22 protein-coding genes are annotated in these 21740 nt (G+C 73.5%); 15 read left to right on the plus strand and 7 right to left on the minus strand.

Annotation, left to right across the window (positions count from 1 at the left end; translation table 11 throughout):
- The 4 genes from AB0F10_RS19985 to AB0F10_RS20000 form a co-directional block, all read right to left on the minus strand.
- A partial coding sequence (locus AB0F10_RS19985; RefSeq protein ID WP_360626894.1) for a UvrD-helicase domain-containing protein occupies positions 1–1008 on the minus strand: 1008 nt, incomplete at its 3' end.
- Between the two features lie 112 nt (positions 1009–1120).
- Positions 1121–2140 carry a LacI family DNA-binding transcriptional regulator gene (locus AB0F10_RS19990; RefSeq protein WP_360626769.1) on the minus strand — a complete coding sequence of 340 codons (1020 nt, stop codon included), beginning with the start codon at positions 2138–2140 and terminating at the stop codon, positions 1121–1123.
- 84 nt (positions 2141–2224) lie between these two features.
- Positions 2225–2767 carry a TIGR00730 family Rossman fold protein gene (locus AB0F10_RS19995; RefSeq protein WP_360626772.1) on the minus strand — a complete coding sequence of 181 codons (543 nt, stop codon included), beginning with the start codon at positions 2765–2767 and terminating at the stop codon, positions 2225–2227.
- Position 2768: 1 nt separating this feature from the next.
- On the minus strand, positions 2769–3545 hold the full coding sequence (locus AB0F10_RS20000) for a TIGR00730 family Rossman fold protein (RefSeq protein ID WP_360626775.1): 777 nt from the start codon (positions 3543–3545) through the stop codon (positions 2769–2771).
- A gap of 199 nt (positions 3546–3744) precedes the next feature.
- Between AB0F10_RS20000 and AB0F10_RS20005 the strand changes: the two genes are divergently transcribed.
- Complete coding sequence (locus tag AB0F10_RS20005) at positions 3745–3912, plus strand: hypothetical protein (RefSeq protein ID WP_360626778.1); 168 nt, start codon at positions 3745–3747, stop codon at positions 3910–3912.
- Positions 3913–3924: 12 nt separating this feature from the next.
- On the opposite strand, the gene dapE is transcribed toward AB0F10_RS20005, so the two are convergent.
- Positions 3925–5001, minus strand: coding sequence for a succinyl-diaminopimelate desuccinylase (gene dapE, locus AB0F10_RS20010; RefSeq protein ID WP_360626780.1), 1077 nt, complete (start codon positions 4999–5001; stop codon positions 3925–3927).
- Positions 5002–5120: 119 nt separating this feature from the next.
- Here dapE and AB0F10_RS20015 point away from each other — a divergent pair, with 119 nt between their 5' ends.
- The 4 genes from AB0F10_RS20015 to dapD all read left to right on the plus strand — a co-directional run bounded on the left by AB0F10_RS20015 (position 5121) and on the right by dapD (position 8398).
- A complete protein-coding gene (locus tag AB0F10_RS20015; protein WP_360626784.1) occupies positions 5121–5420 on the plus strand; it encodes a type VII secretion target in 300 nt (99 codons plus the stop codon).
- The gene (locus AB0F10_RS20020; protein ID WP_360626787.1) at positions 5417–6958 is read left to right on the plus strand and encodes a hypothetical protein; all 1542 of its coding nucleotides are present in this window, start codon (positions 5417–5419) and stop codon (positions 6956–6958) included. Before AB0F10_RS20015 ends, AB0F10_RS20020 begins: the two co-directional genes overlap by 4 nt.
- Positions 6955–7350, plus strand: a complete 396-nt coding sequence (locus AB0F10_RS20025; RefSeq protein ID WP_360626790.1) for a hypothetical protein — start codon at positions 6955–6957, stop codon at positions 7348–7350. The genes AB0F10_RS20020 and AB0F10_RS20025 overlap by 4 nt, the downstream gene beginning before the upstream one ends.
- A gap of 100 nt (positions 7351–7450) precedes the next feature.
- Positions 7451–8398 (plus strand): 2,3,4,5-tetrahydropyridine-2,6-dicarboxylate N-succinyltransferase, encoded by a 948-nt coding sequence (dapD, locus tag AB0F10_RS20030; RefSeq protein ID WP_360626793.1) that lies wholly within the window; start codon positions 7451–7453, stop codon positions 8396–8398.
- Here the strand turns inward: dapD and AB0F10_RS20035 are convergent.
- Positions 8395–9249 carry a LysR family transcriptional regulator ArgP gene (locus tag AB0F10_RS20035; RefSeq protein WP_360626796.1) on the minus strand — a complete coding sequence of 285 codons (855 nt, stop codon included), beginning with the start codon at positions 9247–9249 and terminating at the stop codon, positions 8395–8397. The genes dapD and AB0F10_RS20035 overlap by 4 nt on opposite strands.
- Positions 9250–9320: 71 nt before the next feature.
- Here AB0F10_RS20035 and AB0F10_RS20040 point away from each other — a divergent pair, with 71 nt between their 5' ends.
- From AB0F10_RS20040 to AB0F10_RS20060, 5 genes are all read left to right on the plus strand, one after another.
- Positions 9321–9914 carry a LysE/ArgO family amino acid transporter gene (locus tag AB0F10_RS20040; RefSeq protein WP_360626799.1) on the plus strand — a complete coding sequence of 198 codons (594 nt, stop codon included), beginning with the start codon at positions 9321–9323 and terminating at the stop codon, positions 9912–9914.
- Between the two features lie 81 nt (positions 9915–9995).
- The gene (locus tag AB0F10_RS20045; protein WP_360626802.1) at positions 9996–12323 is read left to right on the plus strand and encodes a hypothetical protein; all 2328 of its coding nucleotides are present in this window, start codon (positions 9996–9998) and stop codon (positions 12321–12323) included.
- A gap of 46 nt (positions 12324–12369) precedes the next feature.
- Positions 12370–13413, plus strand: coding sequence for a MerR family transcriptional regulator (locus AB0F10_RS20050; protein WP_360626898.1), 1044 nt, complete (start codon positions 12370–12372; stop codon positions 13411–13413).
- 75 nt (positions 13414–13488) lie between these two features.
- Positions 13489–14550, plus strand: coding sequence for a beta-eliminating lyase-related protein (locus AB0F10_RS20055; protein ID WP_360626805.1), 1062 nt, complete (start codon positions 13489–13491; stop codon positions 14548–14550).
- Positions 14551–14620: 70 nt separating this feature from the next.
- Entirely contained in the window at positions 14621–15475 is an 855-nt protein-coding gene (locus AB0F10_RS20060; RefSeq protein WP_360626808.1) for an oxidoreductase, read from the plus strand.
- Positions 15476–15489: 14 nt separating this feature from the next.
- Here AB0F10_RS20060 and AB0F10_RS20065 read toward each other — a convergent pair whose 3' ends face one another.
- Positions 15490–16470 carry a hypothetical protein gene (locus AB0F10_RS20065; RefSeq protein ID WP_360626811.1) on the minus strand — a complete coding sequence of 327 codons (981 nt, stop codon included), beginning with the start codon at positions 16468–16470 and terminating at the stop codon, positions 15490–15492.
- Here AB0F10_RS20065 and AB0F10_RS20070 point away from each other — a divergent pair.
- From AB0F10_RS20070 to egtD, 5 genes are all read left to right on the plus strand, one after another.
- A complete protein-coding gene (locus AB0F10_RS20070; RefSeq protein ID WP_360626814.1) occupies positions 16469–17209 on the plus strand; it encodes a methyltransferase in 741 nt (246 codons plus the stop codon). The two genes, AB0F10_RS20065 and AB0F10_RS20070, sit on opposite strands and share 2 nt — an antisense overlap.
- Before the next feature lie 103 nt (positions 17210–17312).
- Positions 17313–18545 (plus strand): ergothioneine biosynthesis glutamate--cysteine ligase EgtA, encoded by a 1233-nt coding sequence (gene egtA, locus AB0F10_RS20075; RefSeq protein WP_360626817.1) that lies wholly within the window; start codon positions 17313–17315, stop codon positions 18543–18545.
- Positions 18546–18634: 89 nt separating this feature from the next.
- Positions 18635–19939 (plus strand): ergothioneine biosynthesis protein EgtB, encoded by a 1305-nt coding sequence (egtB, locus tag AB0F10_RS20080; RefSeq protein ID WP_360626820.1) that lies wholly within the window; start codon positions 18635–18637, stop codon positions 19937–19939.
- Complete coding sequence (gene egtC, locus AB0F10_RS20085) at positions 19939–20688, plus strand: ergothioneine biosynthesis protein EgtC (RefSeq protein WP_360626823.1); 750 nt, start codon at positions 19939–19941, stop codon at positions 20686–20688. Before egtB ends, egtC begins: the two co-directional genes overlap by 1 nt.
- Positions 20685–21650 (plus strand): L-histidine N(alpha)-methyltransferase, encoded by a 966-nt coding sequence (gene egtD, locus AB0F10_RS20090; protein ID WP_360626826.1) that lies wholly within the window; start codon positions 20685–20687, stop codon positions 21648–21650. Before egtC ends, egtD begins: the two co-directional genes overlap by 4 nt.
- Positions 21651–21740: the final 90 nt, after the last annotated feature.

Consider the following 21740-nt stretch of genomic DNA (forward strand, 5'->3'; position numbering starts at 1 on the left):
TGGTGGTGGGGTCAGGCGGTGGCGGGTCGCGCCGCGCATCCGCCGGGAGAGCCGCCCGGTCGCGTCGAGCAGCGCCGGCTCGGCCCGGTAGCTCGTGTGCAGCGTGACGACCTCGGCCAGCGCCTTGGACGCCGTCCGGAAGCGCTGCGGGAAGCCGCGCACCGCCTCCGGATCGGCGCCGCGGAAGCCGTAGACCGACGAGTCCGGGTCGCCGAACGCCACCAGCGGCGTGCCACCGCCCGCCACCAGGGACAACAGCTCGATCTGGGCCGGGTCGGTGTCGGCCAGCTCGTCCACGTAGACGTAGGACAGGCGGCGGCGCTCGGCCGCGAGCAGGTCCGGCGCATCGGCCAGCAGGCCGGACGCCGCCCGCACCAGCTCGGCCGGGTCGTAGGCCGTCGACCCGCGGGTCGTCGCGTCGCGCAGCGCGAGCACGGCGACGTATTCGCGCAGGAAGCGGGCCGCGGCCGGCCAGTCGTCGCGGCCCAGCCGCTCGCCGAGCCGGGCCAGCTCGACCGGCCCGATCCCGCGCTCCGCCGCCCGCTGCATCAGGTCGCGCAGCTGCTGGGCGAACGCCCGGGTGGGCAGCGCCGGCCGCAGCGCCTCGGGCCACCGCACGGCGTCCTCGACCTCGGGATCGCCGACCGCCTCGAGCAGCTCGCGGATGATGAGGTCCTGCTCCGGCCCGGTCAGCAGGCGCGGCGAGGGCTCGCCGCGCTCGGCCGCGGCCCGCCGCAGCAGCCCGAACGCGTAGGCGTGGAAGGTGCGCACCAGCGGCTCGTGGAAGCTCGGGCCGGAGATCCGGGCCTCGATCCGGTCCCGCAGGGCCGTCGCGCCGCGGCGGCCGAAGGTGAGCACCAGGACGCGTTCCGGGTCGACGCCGTCGGCGATCCGCTGCGCGACCGACTCGACCAGGACCGTCGTCTTGCCCGTGCCCGGACCGCCCACCACGAGCAGGGGGCCGTCGGTGTGCTCGACCACGTAGCGCTGCAGCGGGTCGTCGCGCAGCCGCGCCGCGGGGGCGGCGCTGCGGCGGACGAGCCGGTACGCCGGGCGGCGAACCGCCCCGGGAGTCGAGGTCACGGCACCAATGAGACCACGCGGGTATGACGGCTACCGATCAGGGCGAACCCATCGACGCGCGGTCGCGTACCGGCATCGGCAGCCGCCACACCTCCGGCTGGGGGTGTGCCGCCGGGTCCAGCAGCAGCTCGACCGCGCGCCAGCCCAGCTCGTAGTGGGGCAGCGAGATGCTGGTCAGCTGCGGGCGCAGCCAGGCGGCCAGGTCCGAGTCGTCGAACGACAGCACCGAGACGTCGTCCGGGATGCTCAGGCCCGCCTCGCGCAGCGCCTGGTAGGTGCCCAGGGCCACCCGGTCGTTGAGGCAGATCAGGACCTTGGGCGGCGGCCCCGCGGCCAGCGCCCTGGTGACCGCCTCGTACGCCGAGTCCGGCCACCAGTCGCAGTCGATCGTTCCGGACAGCCGGGTGCCCGCCGACGCGAGGCCCGCGCGGATCCCGGCCAGGCGCTCGCGGCCGGCGAAGACGTGGCGTGCCGGGTTGCCGACCAGGTGGATGCCGTCGCGATGGCCGTGCCCGGCGACCACCCCGGCCGCGCTGACGCCGGCGCCGGCCTCGTCGGGGATGACCGAGTGGTACGCCGGGCTCGCGGCCCGGGTCAGGCAGTTGAGCAGCACCACCGGATGCCCCTTGAGCAGCTTCGGCACGCGCACGTGGCGGGTGAACATGCTCGCGTACACGAAGGCGTCGACCTGCCGGTCCAGGAAGTCGGAGATCAGCTTCTCCTCGACGACCGCGTCGCCCTCGGTCTCGCCGATGAAGAGCAGGTGTCCGCGCGCGACCGCCGCGGCCAGGCCGCCGTGGATCGCACGGCCGGCGTAGGGGTCGGACGCGAGCGTGTCGGAGACCAGCGCGATGGTCTTGGTGACCTTCGTGCGCAGGCTCCGGGCCATGAGGTTGGGCCGGTAGTCCAGCTCCTGGGCCGCGCGGAGCACCCGTTGCCGGGCGTCCTCGGAAATTCGCATGTCCACGTGGCGTCCGGCGAGGACGAACGACGCCGTGCTGCGGGACACGCCGGCCCGTTGTGCGACCTGGAGCAGAGTCGCCCGTTGCGGGGGCATGAGAAGAATTCTTCCACGCTCGGCCGGACGGACGCCTCGGCGAACCGTGTCTTTCGTGAACGCGGCCCGCCGCCGGGCGGACGGTCAGTGGCCGCCCTCGATCGCGTCCAGCGCGGCCTCGACGGAGTCGACGACCGTGAGCTGGGCCAGCGCGGGACGGCGGACGAATTCCGTGTCCGCCAGCCCGCCGAGCCAGCCCAGCAGGCCGTCGTAGAAGCCGGCCGTGTTCAGCAGGATGATCGGCTTGGCGTGCAGGTGCAGGGTCGCCGTCGTCCAGACCTCGAAGAGTTCGTCCAGTGTGCCCAGACCGCCCGGCAGCGTGATGAACGCGTCCGAGCGCTCGATCATGATGTTTTTGCGCTCGCCCATGTCCGTGGTCACGATCAACTCGTCCGCCGAGGTGTCGGCGACCTCGAGATCGACCAGGTACTGCGGGATCACGCCGAGCGTGTGTGCGCCCGAGGCCCGGGCGGCGTCGGCCACCGCGCCCATCATGCCGACGCGGCCGCCGCCGGAGACCAGGTTGTGACCGCGCGGCCCCAGCGCCTTGCCCAACTCGGCCGCGAGGTCGAGCCAGTGCTGGTCGAGATCGCTGGAGGACGCGCAGAACACGCAGACGGCCGCCACGTCACCGGTTTCCGTCTTCGGCCTGCGCCACGTCCGCGCCGACGATGATCTGCACGGCCTCCGCCACGTCGTCGGTCACCCTGATCAGGTCCATGTCGCGCGCGCTGACCTTGCCGTCGGCGAGCAGCCGTCCCTTGATCCAGTCGAGCAGCCCGCCCCAGTACTCTGAGCCCATCAGGATCACCGGGAAGCGGGTGACCTTGCGGGTCTGCACCAGCGTGACCGCCTCGAAGAGTTCGTCCAGCGTGCCGAATCCGCCGGGCAGCACGACGAACGCCTGGGCGTACTTCACGAACATGGTCTTGCGGACGAAGAAGTAGCGGAAGTCGATGCCGATGTCGACCCAGCCGTTGAGGCCCTGCTCGAACGGCAGCTCGATGCCCAGGCCGACGGACATCCCCCCGGCCTCGGTCGCACCGCGGTTCGCCGCCTCCATCACGCCCGGGCCGCCGCCGGTGATCACCGCGTACCCGGCCTCGGCCAGGGCCGCGCCCAGGTCGGCGGCGAGCTGGCACTCGGGGCTGCTCGGATCGCTGCGCGCCGAGCCGAAGACGCTCACCGCCGGCGGCAGGTCGGCGAGGGTGTCGAAGCCCTCGACGAACTCCGACAGGATGCGCAGCGCCCGCCAGGCGTCCTTGGTTTTCCACTCGCCGCGATGGTGGGAATCCAGCAGCTTCTCGTCGGCGGTACTCAGGGGCATCGTTTCGTGCCGGAGCGTGACGGCGCCGCGATGACGCTCCGGGGGTACGCGCCTGCGACCGTTGGTGCTGTCCGTCATGGCAACCACCGTAGTGCGGACGGTCCGTAACCGGTGAATAACCGGTTGGGTTTCGGCAAGAGGATTGCGACGTCGCGACCTTTTTGCCAGATTGAAACAACGGACGGTAGCTCTGGAGCGTCTGTACAGTTACGAACCCGCACGGCGCAGACACGGCGCCCCGCCTCTGGCTGGGCATCTGGGCAGAGGAGCCACCGTGATGAACCGTTACGAGCGCATGAAGATGCAGCGTCGAATGCACCGGCGCATCCGGCTGGTGGTCGAGGAACGGCGCATGGCGCTGGCCCTGCGGCCGCCCGCCGCCGAGCCCGTCCACGACCCGGACGCGACCGTGGAGATACCGCGCCCGGTGCCCGACCCGATCTGACCCGCCGGCCCATCACTCGTACGCGGTCAGCCATCGGTGCAGCGTGGCGGCCCCGTCCCGGATCTTGCCGATCTCCACGTGCTCGTCCTGGGTGTGCGCCAGCAGCGGATCACCGGGTCCGTAGTTGAGCGCCGGGATGCCCAGCGCGGCGAAGCGCGACACGTCCGTCCAGCCCAGCTTGGCGGCCGGCTCCGAGCCGACCGCGGCCAGGAAGTCGACCGCCGGCGCCGCGGTCAGCCCGGGCATCGCACCGGGCGCCGAGTCGGTCACCTCCACGTCGAACCCCGCGAAGACCTCCTGCACGTGCGCCTGCGCCTGCTTCTGCGTACGGTCCGGGGCGAAGCGCAGGTTGACCTCGATCGAGCACTCGTCCGGAACCACGTTTCCGGCCACGCCGCCGGCGATGCCGACCGCGTTGAGGCCCTCACGGTACGTACAGCCGTCGAGGACGACCGTGCGCGGACGGTAGTCCGCGAGGCGCCGCAGCACCTCGCCGGCCGCGTGGATCGCGTTCACCCCCCGCCAGGCGCGGGCGGTGTGCGCCCGGCGCCCGGTGGTGCGCACCGACGCCCGCAGCGTGCCCTGGCAGCCGGCCTCGACCACGCCGTAGGTGGGTTCGAGCAGCACCGCGAAGTCGGCCTCGAGCCACTCCGGATGCTCCTGGGCGACCAGCCGCAGGCCGTTGAACCGCGACTCGATCTCCTCCGCCTCGTAGAAGAGGTAGGTGATGTCGTAGCCGGGCTCGGGCAGCGTCGCCGCCAGGTGCAGGGCCAGCGCGACGCCCGACTTCATGTCGGAGGCGCCGCAGCCGTAGATCAGGTCGTCGACCACGCTGGACGGGAAGTTGTCGTTGAGCGGGACGGTGTCCAGGTGCCCGGCGAGCACGACCCGCCGCTCGCGACCCAGGTTCGTCCGGGCCATCACGGTGTTGCCGTGGCGCTCGGTGCTCAGGTGCGGCAACCGCCGCAGGGCGTCCTCGACGTGTCCGGCGATGACCTTCTCGTCTCGGGAGACGGACTCGATGTCGACAAGCGCGCGGGTAAGCACGACGGGGTCGACGAGCACGTCAGGGGCTAGCGGGTTGGCCATGAGCGGCACATTACCGGCCGAACGTGAAGCCGGACCGCAATGCGCGGAGCGAGACGGAACGGACACGGGCCGTGGTTTCCCATTAGGATCCTTCGGGCCGGTGATGGGAGGCGCAGACCATGCAGGTCGATACGGCACCGCTTCGGACGGCGGCCACGAGGCTCCGGGACGAGGTCGCCGAACAGCTCAGAAGGGCCGGCATCCAGGCCGGCGGCCCCGAACGCGACTTCCGCGTCGCGGGCGCGTTCGACGCCTATACGACGCCGGGCCCGTACCGGGCTGCGGTCGCCGCGTGGAGCAAGGAGCTGGAGGTCCTCGCCGAGGCCGCGCGGCAGCTGGCCGATGCCCTCGACGCGGCCGCGGCCGGCTACGACGCCGCCGACGCGCGCGGCGCGGTGCGACTGGCCGGCACCAGGTGAGCGACGAACTTGACCGGCTGCAGGACTCACAGGACGACATCCACGAGGCGTACGGGGCCTGGGGCGCGAACGAACTCGCCGACGCGTGCGGCACGGCCGCGGCGGTGCCCTGCTTCGGCGGGGACGCGGGCGAGCTGCGCGCGATCGCGGAACACTGCGACACCGTCGCGCAGACCGTCAAGCAGGCGCTGGACGCCGCGGATCCCCTGCTGCGGGCGAGCATCAGCGGGGCCTGGGCGGGCGACACCCACGTCGCGGCGAACGAGGCGCTGCGGGCGCTGACCGATGACATGTTCCGGGCGCTGACGGCGTTCAACACGATCGGCGACCTGCTCCGGCGGCACGCCGAGCCGGTGGCGGGCGAGGCGCCGGACCGCGCCGACGCGGCCGCGCTGGCGCAGATCGCGGCGACGGTCGGCTCGATGACCTGGGGCGTGCTGCCCGGCCCGGAGTACGAGGGCGAGGTGATGCGCCGCGAGCACGCCAGGGCGATCGAGGCGATCGACGGCCGGGTGGGGCGGCACATCGCCGTGCGCGACGCGGCGGAGGATCTCGCGACCGCGCTGCACGAGATCGAGACCCAGGCCCGGACCGGGCGGCTCAGCGGCTCACCACTGTCCTCGATCGACGAGGTGGTGATCGCGGGGGCGGGCGCCTCCCGGGCGGTGGCGCGCCCGCCGGTGCTGACGCCGGCGATGGACGAGCGGGCGGCGGCGGCCCTGTCGGCGATGAGCGACGGGGATCGGGGACGGATGGCCGGCCTGCTGATGGCGGCGCGCTCCCCGGATCACCGGGCGTACCTGCTGAAGACCGTGGCGGCGGGCTACCCGGCGGATCAGGTGGCGCGGTTCGACCGGCTGATCGCGGGCCACGGCGACGACCCGGCCTGGCTGGACGAGCACCTGAGCCCGCTGTCGATGGACGGCGAACCCGGGCCCGGCAAGGACTTCACGACCTTCGGCGGCGCCGAGTGGGAGCAGGGCGACAATCCGACCTGCGTGGTGGCGTCGACCGTGACGGCCCGCGCCGAGATCGATCCCCCGTACGCCCTCCGGCTCACCACCGGCGGCCACCCCGGCGATCCCGCCTTCGACAACCCGGCGGCCTTCGCGGACCGGCTGCGCGACGAGCAGGCACAGCTCTACGACGACGGCCGCAGCTGGTTCCAGGAGCATTTCGGCGGCGACGGTATGACGTCCGGGCAGTCGGCGACCATCGCCGACGAGGAGATCGCCCCGCGCTCCGGCGCCGGCTACGACAACGTCGCGCTGGCCGACGCGAAGGCCCGCGCGGCGACGGTGCCCTCCATCGAGCGCGCCGTCGACGAGGGATACCCCGTCCCGCTGTTCACCAGCGAGGACGGCGAGACGCACCAGCTGATGGTGATCGGTCATTCGGGCGATCGGCTGCAGCTCTACAACCCGTGGGGCTACACCTACTGGATCACGGAGCGGGAGTTCGTGACCGGCCGGGTGAACGGCGTCGACCCCGACATCCCGAGCACACCCAGCTCGATTCGGCTTCCGGAGAGGGCATGACGACGATCCGCGCGAGTCTCGTGAACGAGGACCAGCTGGCGGGCATGCGGGTCGCCGCGCTGCTCGCGGACGGCATGCGCCGCCCCGACACCGCGCGCCGGATCGTCGGCGGGTGCGCGGTCCCGGCCGCGATCCAGGCCGGCCTGGCCGGGGTTCGGCCCCGGTCGCTGAGCTTCCTGGCGGAGCTCGTGCGCCGGGGCGGCGCCGCCTACGCGGCGCGGCTGCCGGAGCCGCTGCCGACCCCGGAGCAGTCGGCGCTGGTCCGGCCGTGGCTCGTGGTCGCGGCCGAGGCGACCGACGCCGACGAGCCGTTCGCCCGCTGGCTCGAGGCCGTCGCGGCGATCCTCGACGCCCGCGACGGCACCTCCATCACTCCGCGGTCCATACCGTGACGCGCTCCTCGTAGGCCTTGTTACCAAGATCATGGAAGAGGCTTCTGACTCCGAACCAGGGCATTTCAACTCCAGAGCATCACCTAGTAGGGTCCGCGGTGTGAGTACCGCGATCTCGACCTCGCCCGCCTGGGGCATCGGCCTCGCCACCGTCACCGCCGAGGCTCAGGTGCTCGACACCTGGTTCCCGGCCGGTTTCCTCGGCCTCGGGCCCGCCGCGGCGCAGCCGCCCACGCTCCCCGCCGGACTCGTCGGCCCGAAGGCGCTCACCGGCCTGTCGACGGTAGAGGTCCGTGTCGAGATCGGCTCGCTAGCCGACCCGATCAAGGACGCCTCGGACGCGTACCTGCGGCTGCACCTGTTGTCGCACCGGCTGGTGCGGCCGAACGAGCAGAACCTGGACGGCATCTTCGGCCAGCTGGCGAACGTCGCCTGGACCTCGGCCGGGCCGTGCCCGCCGGACCGGGTGGACGAGCTGCGCCTCATCGAGCGCGCCGCCGGCCGGCACCTCTCGGTCTTCGGCGTCGACAAGTTCCCGCGGATGACCGACTACGTCACCCCCTCGGGCGTGCGGATCGCCGACGCCGACCGGGTCCGCCTCGGCGCGCACCTGGCCGCCGGCACGACCGTCATGCACGAGGGCTTCTGCAACTTCAACGCCGGCACGCTGGGCACGTCGATGGTCGAGGGCCGCATCGTGCAGGGCGTGGTCGTCGGCGACAGCTCCGACGTCGGCGCGGGCTCGTCGATCATGGGAACGCTCTCCGGCGGCGGCAAGGACAAGGTCTCGATCGGCGAGCGCAGCCTGCTCGGCGCCAACGCCGGCATCGGCATCTCGCTGGGCGACGACTGCGTGGTCGAGGCCGGCTGCTACATCACCGCGGGTTCCAAGCTGACGCTCCCGGACGGCCGGGTCGTCAAGGCCCGCGAGCTGTCGGGGGTCAACGGCCTGCTGTTCTGGCGCAACTCGGTGACCGGCGCGCTCGAGGCGCGGCCCCGCAAGGGCACCGGCATCGAGCTCAACGCCGCCCTGCACGCCAACGATTAGCGCAGCGCCACCGCCGCCTCGGCCCTGACCGCACCGGTCAGGGCCGTCAGCATGACCGACTCCATGCGCCAGTACTGCCAGTAGAGCGGCACGTCCAGGTGCCGGCCCGGCACCATCTCCCGGACCCGGCCGGCCGCGATGTCGGCGCGGGCCAGCTGCTCCGGCATCATGCCCCAGCCCAGGCCCCGCCGGATCGCCTCGACGCAGGCGGCCACCGCCGGCATGTAGTGGATCGGCGGCTCCGCCCCGCGGCGGTTCTGCGCCGCCAGGAAGCGGTGCTGCAGGCGGTCCTTGCGGTTGAGCACGATCATCGGCGAGGTGGCGAAGTCCTCGAACGCGCCGGGCGCGGCCACCGCCAGGTAGCGCATCACGCCCAGCCTCTCCACCCGGCAGCCCTGCACCGCGACGTGCTGCGCCGTCACCGCGGCCATCGCGGTGCCCGCGCGCAGCAGGTCCGCGGTGTACTCCTGATCGTCCTGGTGCAGGTCGAAGCTCAGGGACAGCTCCGCGGGGACCGCGGCCAGCGCGGCCAGAAACCAGGTGTGCAGCGAGTCGGCGTTCACGACCACGGCCATCCGGGTACGCCCGCCGCCCGCCGGCGCGCCCCGGGCCGCGTCCAGCGCCTCGCGTTCGAGGAGCGCGACCTGGCCGGCCAGCCGTACGAGTGCCTGGCCCGCCTCCGTGGCCTCGCAGGGCCGGGTGCGGCGGACCAGGACCTGGCCGACCGACTGCTCGAGCGCCTTGATCCGCTGACTCACCGCGGACGGGGTCACGTGCAGCGTCCTGGCGGCGGCCTCGAAGCCGCCCTCCTCGATCACCGCCTGGAAGGTGGCCAGCTGAATCGCGTCCAAGAACAGAATCCCTAATGCTTATGAAGAATCATTAGCTGGAGTACATCACGGGCCGCCCCTAGCTTCGAGGGGTGCTCACCTGCGCCCTGGCCGGATTCGCCGCCTCCCTCGTGCTCATCGTCGCCATCGGCGCCCAGAACGCCTTCGTGCTGCGCCAAGGGCTGCGCCGCGAGCACGTGCTCCCGGTCGTCGTCACCTGCGCCCTCTCCGACCTGCTGCTGATCGCTGCCGGGATCTCCGGGCTCGGCGCCGCCGTGTCCGCGCGGCCGGAGGCCGTGACGGCCATCCGCTGGATCGGCGCCGCGTTCCTGCTGGGGTACGCGGCGCTGGCCGCGCGGCGCGCCTGGCGCCCGAGCCCGCTGCGGCCCGCCGACCGGGCGCCGGCGACCCTGCGGACGACGGTGCTGACCTGCCTCGCGCTGACCTACCTGAATCCGCACGTCTACCTGGACACGGTGCTGCTGCTCGGCACGGTGGCCCAGCAATATCGGTACCGGTGGCTGTTCGGCATCGGCGCGGCGGTGGCCAGCGGCCTGTGGTTCGCGGCGCTCGGCCTCGGCGCGCACCGGCTGGCGCCCGTGCTGTCGCGGCCGGCGGCGTGGCGGGTGCTCGACGGCCTGATCGCCGTCGTCATGGCGACGATCGCGATCACCCTGCTGGCCTGACGCACCGGATCCCCAGATTGTGGCCGAAATAGCCGGAAATGGATGAGAGCATTGCGGTGCCGGCTCGCGAGAGGGTGCTCGATGCGAAGAGTGAGCACGGCGGTGGTGCTCGCCGCGGCACTGGTGTTCGGTGCCGGCGCCCCCGTGCGGGCCGGCCCTCCCGATCCGCGGACCCCCGCACCGGCCGGCGGCTGGTCCCGCAGCGGCGACGTGCTCACCTGGCGGGCGCCCGCGCGGGTGCCGATGGGCGACGCGGCGGTGGAGTTCTTCGCGGGCGGCCGGCCGCTCGGCCGCCCGGTCCCGGCCCCCGACGGCCGGACGTTCCGATTGCGGATCGGTGCCACCGGCCGCCGCGACGACCTGCGGGTCCAGGCCGGCGGCAGGCGCCTGGACGTGACGGCTCCCCCGGCGGGCGACCGGTTCGCCCGGGCCGGCGCTCCGCCCGCGCCGCTGCCGCCGAACCCCGCCGACCCCGGCCTCAAGGGGCCGTACCCGACGGTCACCGGCGAGTACCTCCTGAGCGGCGTCAGGCTCCCCGGTCTGCCCCACCGGGTCGAGATGCGGGCCGTCGTCGTCGCGCCGAGGGGCGCGCCCGGCGCGCGGCCGCTCGCGCTGTTCCTGCACGGCCGCCACTCGACCTGCTACCGGGGAAGCGACCGAGACGCGGTCACGGACTCCTGGCCGTGCGGGCGGGACCGCCGGCCGGTCCCGAGCTACCGCGGTTATCTGCAGGCTCAGGAGCTGCTCGCCTCGCAGGGTTACGTGACCGTGTCCGTCTCCGCGAACGGCATCAACGGACAGGACTACCGCGCCACCGACGAGGGCGCGCAGGCCCGCTCCTCACTCATTCGGTTGCACCTGGCCCACTGGGCCGACTGGGCCGGCGCCGGACGCGCGGGCGCCCCGGCGATCGTCCGCGCCGCGCCCCGCGCCGAGATGTCCGAGGTGTTCCTGATCGGACACTCCCGCGGCGGCGAGGGCGTGAGTCTCGCCACCATGGACACCCTCGCCCCGCCGCCCGCCGCGCAGGACGGCTACCGCGGCCGGGTCCGCTGGACGATCCGCGGCATGTTCCTGATCGGCCCGACCACCTTCGGCCACAACCCGGTGCCGGACGTGCCCTCCGCGATCATCCTTCCCGGCTGCGACAACGACGTCACCGACCTGCAGGGCCAGGCGTATGTCGACGGCACCCGCGGGGTCGGCGCCGGCCGGGCGCTGCACAGCGCCCTGTACGTGATCGGCGCGAACCACAACTTCTTCAACGCCGAGTGGACGCCGGGGCAGTCGGCGGCGCCCTCCTGGGACGACTTCGGCGCCGACGACGACCCGGTCTGCTCGGCCGGGCGGCCGGAGCGGCTCTCGGCACGGCAGGAGCAGAGCGCCGGCGCGACCTACATCGCCGCGGCGGCCCGGCTCATCATCGGCGGTGACGACCGGGTGCGGCCGCTGCTGGACGGCTCCGGCGTACGGGCCAGGTCGGCCGACCCGGCCCGGGTGCTGAGCCAGGCCATCGGCGCCGGGCGGACGCCGGCGGTCCTGCCGTCACCCGGCGTGCGCGTCACCGGCGGGCGGATCTGCGCCCAGGTCAGCCGGGACACGACCCGGTCCTGCCAGGGCCTGCGGCGGTGGGCGGCCCGGAACCCGCACTTCGTGCCGTACCGCGACGTGCGCACCGAGGCCGGCCGGTACGCCCTCGAGCTGGCCTGGTCGTCGGCCGGCGAGCCGATCACCGTGCGGCCGGCGTACCCGCCCGACCTGGCCGGCGCGCGGGCGCTCGCGCTGCGGCTGATCGTCCCGCCCAACACCGCCGGCACCCGGCTCGGCGTCGTGCTCGTGCGGCCGGGCGGCGCCCGTACCGGACTCGGCGACATCAGCCTGGACGGCCTGCCCGGCGGCGCCTGGACGACGACGGCCTGGGCACAGGAGGTCCGGATACCGCTCGGCGGCTTCCGGGGCAGGTTCGCGAGGATCGAGTTCACCCCGCGTACGGCGAGCGGGCGGGCGGTGCTCCTCGACGCCTGGGGCTGGCGGCCCGGCACCCCGCAGGCCAGGACGGCGGCGCCGATGCTGCGCCTCGACCTGGTCCAGAGGCACGGCGCCGGGGCCGCGCCGGGCGTACGCGTCCTGCTGATCCCGGCCCGGGTGACCGGGCGCGGCCACGGCCGGGTGCGGCTCTTCCTCGTCGATCACGCGGGCGAAGGGGCCGGCGTGCGGTCGTGGGTGGTGACCGTGCGCCCCGGCCTGCGGGCGATCCGGGTGCCGGTGACCCCGCGGGACGCCGCCCGGCAGTACAGCCTCGACGCCAAGGCGGTGCGCAACACGATGATCGGCGACGACCACTGCGAGATCCACGTCACCGCTCTGGCACCGGCGCCCGGGTTCACGCACCATGGCAGCGGCGCTTGACCCTCCAGCAGGTCGAGGCAGCAGGGTTCGGGGTGTGGAGAGCAGGATGCACGGCATCGGGGAGATCGCACGGGCCAGCGGGCTGAGCATCAGCGCGCTGCGGTTCTACGACGGCGCCGGGGTGCTGGTCCCGGCCGAGGTCGACCCGGTGAACGGCTACCGCCGCTACAGCGACGACCAGGTCCGGGCGGCGCGGCTGGTGGCGGGTCTGCGCCGGATCGGCATGCCGGTCCCGGAGATCACCCGTGCGGTGTCGGAGCTGGCCAATCCGCCGGCGGTGCGCAGGCTGCTCGGCGAGCACCTGCGCCGGCTGGAGGACGGACTCGCCGATGCCCGTCGTGAGCTCTCCCGCGTCCACGCCCTGCTGGATCTTCAGGAGATCACCATGACCAGGATCACACTGCCCGCCGCCGCCCTCGCCGCCGTCCTCGACGCGGTCCGCTTCGCCGCCTCCGCCGACCCCGACCTGCCGATCCTCGGCGGCGTGCTGCTCGAGACCGAGCCCGCCGCGCTGCGGACGGTGGCGACGGACCGCTTCCGCCTCGCCGTCGCCGAGACCGCCGCCGGGATCTCCGGACCGCCGGCCCGGGTGGTGGCCCCGCTGTCGTTCGTCGACGAACTGCGCGCGCTGCTGATCGGGGACGGTCAGGTCGTGCTCGCGCTGAGCCCCGAGGTGATCGGCGCGGAGGTCGCCGGGCTCCGCCTCGACGCGAAGCCGATGGAGGTGGAGTTCCCCGACCACCGCCGCCTGGTGGACCCCGACGCGGTCGGCGCCCAGCGGGTCACCGTCGACGTGACGGCGCTGCGCGCGGCGGTGGACGCGGCGCCGGCGGTGTCCCGCGAGCACGAGGGCAAGCCGTTCGACCTCACCATCCTGGCGGTGGATCCGGCCGGCGCGCTGCGGGTGGCCCGCGAGCAGGAGTGGGCGGCCGACGAGCAGGCCCACGTCGCCGTCAACCGCGAGTTCCTGCTGCAGGCCCTGGACGCGGGCGGCGCCGGTCAGCTCGTCCTGGAGCTGGACGGCCCGATCAAGCCGCTGGCGGTGCGCGGCGCCGGCTCCTTCTCGATCCTGATGCCGGTCCGCCGCTAGGCATTTCGCCGATCATGATGGGCGGGAAGACCGGACGGGCCTGACACGGCTGCCCCGAGGGACAAGACTGGCACGGTGGATGACATCGCCGCTCGCCGCGCCGCCTGCACGGACTCCTTTCTCGGCAACGGGCTGATCCGGCCTCCGGAGCTGCTGGCGGGGATCGATCCCACCGCGGCGGCGGACGTGTACGGCGAGGGCGGCGTCGTCGCCGAGCTCGAGCGGCACGTCGCCGAGCTGCTCGGGAAGCCGGCCGCGGTCTTCCTGCCCAGCGGCACCATGGCGCAGGGCGCCACCCTGCGGGTGCACGCGGACCGGCGCACCACGCGCACGATCGCCTGGCACACCTACTGCCACCTCGACCGGCACGAGGGGCAGGCCCATTCGCGGCTGCACCAGCTGATCGGGCGCCCGGTCGGCGACCCCGAGCGGCTGATCACCCTCGACGACCTGTCCGAGGTCTCGGAGCCGATCGCGGCGCTGCTGCTCGAGCTGCCGCAGCGCGACCTCGGCGGCGCGTTGCCGTCCTGGGACGACCTCGTCGCGCAGACATCGTGGGCCCGCGACCGGGGCGCGGCCGTGCACCTCGACGGCGCCCGGCTCTGGGAGGCCTCCGCCGGCTACGAGCGCTCGCCCGCCGAGACGGCCGCGCTCTTCGACACCGTCTACGTCTCGTTCTACAAGGGCATCGGCGCGCTGCCCGGCTGCTGCCTGGCCGGATCGGAGCAGGACGTCGCCGAGGTGCGGGAGTGGCGGGGCCGGCTCGGCGGCACGTTGTTCGGGATGTGGCCGGCGGCGTCCTCGGCGCTCGGGCTGCTCGACGGCGCGGTCGCCGAGATGCCGGCCCGGCTGCGGCACGCCCGGGCGATCGCGAGCGCGCTGGCCGACGTGCCGGAGGTCCGGGTGGTGCCCGATCCGCCGCAGACGCCCATGATGCACCTGCTGCTCTCGGTGCCGGCCGACCGCTACCGGGCCAACGCGAAGCGCTTCTCCGAGGAGACCGGCCTGTGGGTGTGGCCGAGCGTGGCCGACACCGGCGACCCGGCGGTGGTGCGGTCCGAGCTGGCCGTCGGGCGGGCCACCCTGCGCCACAAGCCGGAGGCGATCGCCGAGATCCTGGCCGGCCTCTGCGCCTGAATTCCTATCCGGGGAGGGGTCGCTCGCCAGTGGGCAGGTATTTTCGGCCAGGACTCGTAGAGTGAGAGTCGTGACTGACGACACCTTTCCGCTCGGTGACCGCTCGGTACGACGCATCGGCTTCGGCGCGATGCAGCTCGCCGGACCGGGCGTGTTCGGGCCACCACGCGACCGCGACACCGCCCTCGACGTGCTCCGCAAGGCCGTTGAGCTGGGCGTCAACCACATCGACACGGCTCAGTACTACGGGCCGGACTACGTCAACGACCTGATCCGGGACGCGCTGTCGCCGTACCCGGAGGATCTCGTCCTGGTGAGCAAGGTCGGTGCCGCCCGGGACGAGGAGGGGCGCTGGCTGCCGGCGTTGCGGCCGGAGCAGTTGCGGTCCGCGGTGCAGGACAACCTGCGCTCGCTGGGCGTCGACCGGCTCGACGCCGTCAACCTGCGGCTGATGGAGACCGGCCAGGACTTCGACGTCGAGCTGGAGACGATGATCGCCCTGCGCGACGAGGGCCTGATCGCCGGCATCGGCCTGAGCAACGTGTCCCGCGAGCAACTGGTGCACGCGGTTCAGCGCACGGAGATCGTCTGCGTGCAGAACGCGCTGAACCTCATCGAGCGCCAGTCCATGTCGCTGCTGCGCGAGTGCCAGGAACTCGGCATCGCGTTCGTGCCGTTCTTCCCGCTCGGCTCGGCGTTCGGCGGCGTGAACCGGCTGCTCACCCACCCCGACGTGCTCGACACCGCGGACCGCCTGGAGGCGCTGCCGTCGCAGGTGGCGCTGGCCTGGCTGCTCGACCTGGCGCCGAACGTGCTGCTGATCCCCGGCACGTCCTCGCTGGGTCACCTGGTCGACAACATGACCACCCGCCGGGTCCACCTGGACGACGAGGCCCGCAAGGTCCTGGACGCGATCACGATCTGAGCCGGCCGGCCGGCTCAGGCGGTCCGGGGGGTGACCGCCGGCACCGAGGAGATCAGGTCCGCCATCACCTGCGCCGCCAGCGTATGCGGGTCCGGCGGCGCCGGATAGCGGGCCGCGATCTCCTTGTTGAGCGCGTCCAGCCGCTCCGGCAGCACGACCAGGAAGTCGTCCAGCCCGCGCTGCGCCGGCCGCTTCAGGAACGGCGCGACCAGGCCGGCCAGCGGCCTCAGCCAGCCGACCCCGCGGGCGGCCGCGCTGGTGGTCACGGTCCAGCGGCCCGGCGCGGCCCGGGCCATCCCGAGCTCGGCGACGGCCCGGCCCCGCGGGTGGGTCACGGTCGCGACCAGTTGCGGTTCCCCGTCCTCGTACGGCGGCAGCCGGCCGACGTCGACCTGCACCCGCGCGCTGACCATGCCGCTGAGCAGGCCGTGCGAGCCGAGCCAGTCGGGCACCTGCAGCAGCACGTCGATCGGCCCGGACGAGAACTCGACCCGCGCCCGGGTGCCGGTGAGGTCGTGATGGACGGTGAAGCACGTCCGGTCGCGGTCGTCGGCCTCCAGCGTGATCGCATAGGTGTGCCAGGTCGTCGCCACCCGCCCGGTGGCCCGCGCCACGGCGACCCGGCCGCGCTCCCACTCGGCCGCGGCGAGGGTGTCGGCGTCCTCCAGGCGGGCGGCGACCAGTGCCTCCTCGGGGGTCGGCCCGGGCACGTCGTCCTCGCGGAGCATCAGCCGGTAGGCGGCCCCCGGGTACGGATGCAGGCCGTCGACCACCCGCAGGCCATCGTGCGGCTTCTCGGTGACCGGGTGCCGCACCACCCCGTCGGCGAATGTGAGCGAGCGCCACTGTGCGATCAGCGGCCGAAGCGCGGCCACGAACGGTCTCGCATCGATCGCTGCGACATCCGTTCGACCGCCGAGACGCACCATGTCCGGATCGTAGACCGCGGCGATCCCGGTCGCGCTCTGCGGAGCCGTCCGGTTACCGTCGGGCATGCGCTCTCCACGGCAGTACGACCAGCTCGTCGGCGAGGCCGTGGGCGTTCCCATCACCGGCTGGGAATTCGCCTGGCTGGACGGTCGCGCGGTCGGCTCGGACCCGTCGTGGTCCTATCCGGACCTGGCCCGCCCGCTGCTGCGCCGCGCCGACAGCCTGCTGGATCTCGACACCGGCGGCGGTGAGCTGCTGGTCGAGCTCGCGCCCCTGCCCGCGCACACCGTGGCGGTCGAGGGCTGGGCACCGAACGTGGCGGTGGCGCGGGACCGGCTCACGCCGTTCGGTGCGACGGTGGTCACCGAGCTGCCCGGCGGCGAGGAGGAGTTCGACGTCGTGCTGAGCAGGCACGGCCGGCTGCCTGCGGAGGACATCGCGCGCCTGCTCAAGCACGGTGGCACGGTCCTGAGCCAGCAGGTCGGCAGCGACGATCTGGCCGATCTGAACGCGGATCTCGGCGCGCCGCCGCCGTACGCGACAAATTGGACGGCCGATCAGGCGGCCGCGGCCCTGAGCGCGGCGGGGTTGCGGGTGACGGACGTGCGCGAGGAGCGGCCGCCGCTGACGTTCCACGACATCGGCGCGCTCGTCTACCAGCTGCGTGCCGTGCCGTGGCAGGTCCGGGATTTCACTCCGGAGCGGTACGACCGGGCCCTGCGCAGGATCGACGCGACCATCCGAACTCAGGGCCATTACACCGCGACCGCCCACCGATTCTTCGTCCGCGCGACCCGCGATTGACCCGGAACATCGACGAATGGTCACAAAATGATTGCCTGAGATCGATGCGGCCGAGCTAGTTTCTAGGTAATGTCCGGCAGGACCGACTACTCGGGGGAGGGCCGTGGCTACCTTCAGTCGTGAAAAATCCCAGGACACCCTGCAACACGTCGCACAGGCCGCCGAACACATCTCCGGCATCTGCTTCAAGACCGGCCCACCGAGCCGGATCGGCGTCGAACTGGAATGGACCGTCCATCGGGACGGGGCACCGGCGGCTTATGTCGAGGCCGCCGAGCTGCGAACAGCGCTCGGCATTCACGCACCATCCGCACTAGGCAGCACCCACCCCGGTGATCCGTTACCCGGCGGTGGCACGGTGACCGTCGAACCCGGCGGCCAGGTCGAGATCTCCTCGGCGCCGGCCGGATCCCTCACCGAATTGCACGAAGCCCTCAGCACCGACCACGCGCTGCTCGGCGCCCTGCTGGCCCGCTCCGGCCTGGTGCTCGGCGGGAACGGGCTCGATCCGCACCGGCCGCCGAGACGCATCCTGCACACCCCGCGGTACGCGGCGATGCAGCGGCGCTTCGACGCCGCCGGCCGGCACGGCCACACCATGATGTGCAGCACCGCCGGCCTGCAGGTCTGCCTCGACGCCGGCCCCGCGGACCGATTACCCCAGCGCTGGAACGCGCTGCACGAGATGGGGCCCGCGCTGCTGGCCGCGTTCGCCACCTCGCGACGCCATGCCGGGCGCGACACCGGCTGGGCGTCCGCCCGGATGGCCACCTGGTACGGCATCGACCCGCGCCGAACCCGGCCGGTCGACGATCCGGGCGACCCCGCCAACGGCTGGATCCGCTACGCGCTCGCCGCGCCGCTGCTCTGCGTGCGGCGCGACGCGGACCGGTGGGACGTGCCACCCGAGGTCACCTTCGCCGACTGGATCGACGGGGCGCTGCCCGGCCCGCCGGTCGTCGGCGACCTCGACTACCACCTCAGCACGCTGTTCCCGCCGGTACGCCCGCGCGGCTACCTGGAGGTCCGCTACCTCGACGCGCAGCCCGGCGGCGAGTGGATCGCCCCGGTCGCGGTCCTGGCCGCGCTGGTCGCCGACGACGCGATCACCGACGCGGCCCGCGCCGTCGCCGCACCCGCGGCCGGGCGCTGGATGCCCGCCGCCCGGCACGGCCTGGCCGACCCGGTCATCCGCGGCTGCGCCACCGAACTCCTGGACCTCGCCTGCGGTCACCTCGACGCCATCGGCCTGCCGCCGGCCGTGATCGACACGGTGACCGACATCGTCGATCGGCGCCTGGAGCGCGCCGGTAACCGGAAGGACCCGCACCTGTGAGCAATTTTCGACCTGGCCTCGGGCCAGAGGTATCCGGGCCGTCGACCTCCGCCGGGCGCTGCCGCCCCGGCCAGGTTGAAAAAGGCTCAATGACCCAGGATCTCCGTCTCGCAGTCGCCGCCGAACTGGAGCGGGCGCGGGCGCGAACGGCCCTGCTGACCGACGCCGTCGACGACTCGGACCTCGTCCGGCAGCACTCACCGCTGATGTCACCCCTGGTCTGGGACCTCGCGCACGTCGCCAACCAGGAGGAGCTCTGGCTGGTCCGGGACGTCGGCGGCCGGGAGCCGGTGCGCCGCGACATCGACGAGCTGTACGACGCCTTCAAGCACCCGCGCGGGGACCGCCCGGCGCTGCCGCTGCTCGGCCCGGCCGAGGCCCGCGCCTACGTCGACCAGGTCCGGGACAAGGCCCTCGACGTGCTCGACCGCGTCCGGCTCGACGAACGCCCGCTGGTCGCCGACGGCTTCGCCTTCGGCATGATCATCCAGCACGAGCAGCAGCACGACGAGACCATGCTCGCCACCCATCAGCTGCGCGCCGGCGCGCCCGTGCTGGACGCCGCCGCGCCGCCGGCCGCCCGGCTCGACGTCTCCGGCGAGGTGCTGATCCCCGGCGGCCCGTTCACGATGGGCACCGACACCGAGGCGTGGGCGCTGGACAACGAGCGCCCGGCGCACACCGTGGACGTGCCCGCCTTCTTCATCGACGCGGCGCCGGTCACCAACCTCCGTTACGCGGAGTTCATCGCCGACGGCGGTTACGACGATCCGCGCTGGTGGAGCGGGCCCGGCTGGGACCACCGGCAGGCCGCCGGCCTGACCGCACCGATGCACTGGCGGCGCGACGGCGACGGCTGGGCGTACACGAGGTTCGGGCGCACCGGGCGGCTCGTCGCCGACGAGCCGGTGGTGCACGTCTGCTTCTTCGAGGCGGAGGCGTTCGCGGCGTGGGCCGGGCGCCGGCTGCCCAGCGAGGCCGAGTGGGAGAAGGCCGCCCGCTTCGACCCGGCGACCGGCCGGTCCCGGCGCTACCCGTGGGGCGACGATCCGCCGGAGCCGCGGCACGCCAACCTGGGCCAGCGGCACCTGTCCCCCGCACCGGTCGGCGCCTACCCGGACGGCGCGTCGCCGCTGGGCGTGCACCAGCTCATCGGCGACGTCTGGGAGTGGACCGGCTCCGGCTTCGACGGCTACCCCGGCTTCGCCGTGTTCCCGTACGCGGAGTATTCGCAGGTCTTCTTCGGCGGCGACTACCGGGTGCTGCGCGGCGGGTCGTTCGGCACCGACCCGGCCGCCTGCCGCGGCACGTTCCGCAACTGGGACCACCCGATCCGGCGGCAGATCTTCAGCGGGTTCCGTTGTGCCCGGGACGCCGGTCCCGAGCCTCGCTGATGTGCCGCCACCTGGCCTATCTGGGATCACCCGTACCGCTGTCGCAGCTGCTGTTCGAGGCGCCGCACGCCCTCGCCCGGCAGGCGTGGGCGCCGAACGACATGCGCGGCGGCGGCACCATCAACGCGGACGGCTTCGGCGTGGGCTGGTATCCGGCGGGCGAGGCCGCGCCGGTGCGCTACCGCAGCGCCGCGCCGATGTGGTCCGACGCCGCGCTGCCGGCGCTGGCCGCGCACACCAGCGCCGGGTGCCTGCTCGCCGCGGTCCGGTCGGCGACGGTCGGCATGCCGGTCGTGGAGACCGCGGCGGCGCCGTTCGCCGAGGGACCGTGGCTGTTCAGCCACAACGGGGTGGTCGCCGGGTGGCCCGACTCGCTCACCGCGCTCGCCGGCCGGCTGCCGGTGCGCGATCTGGTCACCCTCGACGCACCCACCGACGCCGCCCTGCTCTGGGCCCTGACCCGGCACCGGCTCCGCGCCGGGGCGCCGCCCGCCGAGGCCGTCGCCGCGACCGTGGCCGAGGTCTCGGCCGCCGCGCCCGGCTCGCGGCTCAACCTGCTGCTCACCGACGGCCGGCAGATCGTCGCCAGCGCCGCCGGGCACGCCCTGTCCGTACGGGCGGACGCCGCGTCCGTACTGGTCAGCTCCGAGCCCCTCGACCCCGGACCGGCCTGGCGAGCCGTGCCGGACGGCCACCTGCTCACTGCCACCGAGTCCACGCTGGACATCACCGCTCTAGGGAGATCATGACCCCGCTGGAGATCCATCTCGACGACCAGTACCTCGCCCGGACGCTGCGCAGCGACGTGGCCACCGGCCTGACCGCGACGCCCAAGTGGCTGCCGCCCAAGTGGTTCTACGACGCCCGGGGCAGCGAACTGTTCGAGGACATCACCCGGCTGACCGAGTACTACCCGACCCGTACCGAACGGGCGATCCTCGCCGAACGGGCCGCCGAGATCGCCCGGATCACCGACGCGAAGGCCCTCGTGGAGCTGGGCTCCGGCTCGTCGGAGAAGACCTGCCTGCTGCTGGACGCGCTGCTCGAGCACGGCACGCTGGGCGCCTTCACCCCGCTCGACGTGTCGTCCGCCGCGCTCGGCGACGCCGTCGACCGGCTCACCGCCCGCTACCCGGGCCTTTCCGTACGCGGCGTCGTCGGCGATCTGACCCGCCACCTGGCGCACATCCCGGACGGCGACAACCGGATGGTCGCGTTCCTCGGCGGGACCGTCGGCAACCTCGTGCCGGACGAACGCGCCGACTTCCTGGACCGGCTGCGTGCGGTCCTCGGCACCGGCGAGTGGCTGCTGCTCGGCACCGACCTGGTCAAGGACCCGGCGATCGTGGTGCCGGCGTACGACGACGCGGCCGGGGTCACCGCCGACTTCAACCGCAACGTGCTGCGGGTGGTCAACCGGCAGCTGGGTGCGGACTTCGAGGTGGACGCCTTCGAGCACGTCGCGATCTGGAACGCCGAGCAGGAGTGGATCGAGATGCGGCTGCGGGCCACCTCCCCGCAGCGGGTGCTGATCCGCGACCTCGACCTGACCGTCGACTTCGCCGCCGGCGAGGAGCTGCGCACCGAGATCTCGGCGAAGTTCCGCCGTGCCGGGCTGGAGGCGGAGCTCGCCGCGGCGGGCTTCGCGCTGCGGCACTTCTGGACCGATGCCGCCGGCCTGTTCGCGGTTTCCCTGGTGCAGGCCGACTGATCGGCCGGGCCGGGCCGGATCCCGGATCCGGCCCGGCCCTCGCGCGCCCACGAACGAGCCGGCGGTCGCGAGGACGCGCCGAAAGAGGCT

It is taken from the genome of Actinoplanes sp. NPDC026623 (assembly GCF_040638275.1).
Taxonomy (GTDB): domain Bacteria; phylum Actinomycetota; class Actinomycetes; order Mycobacteriales; family Micromonosporaceae; genus Actinoplanes.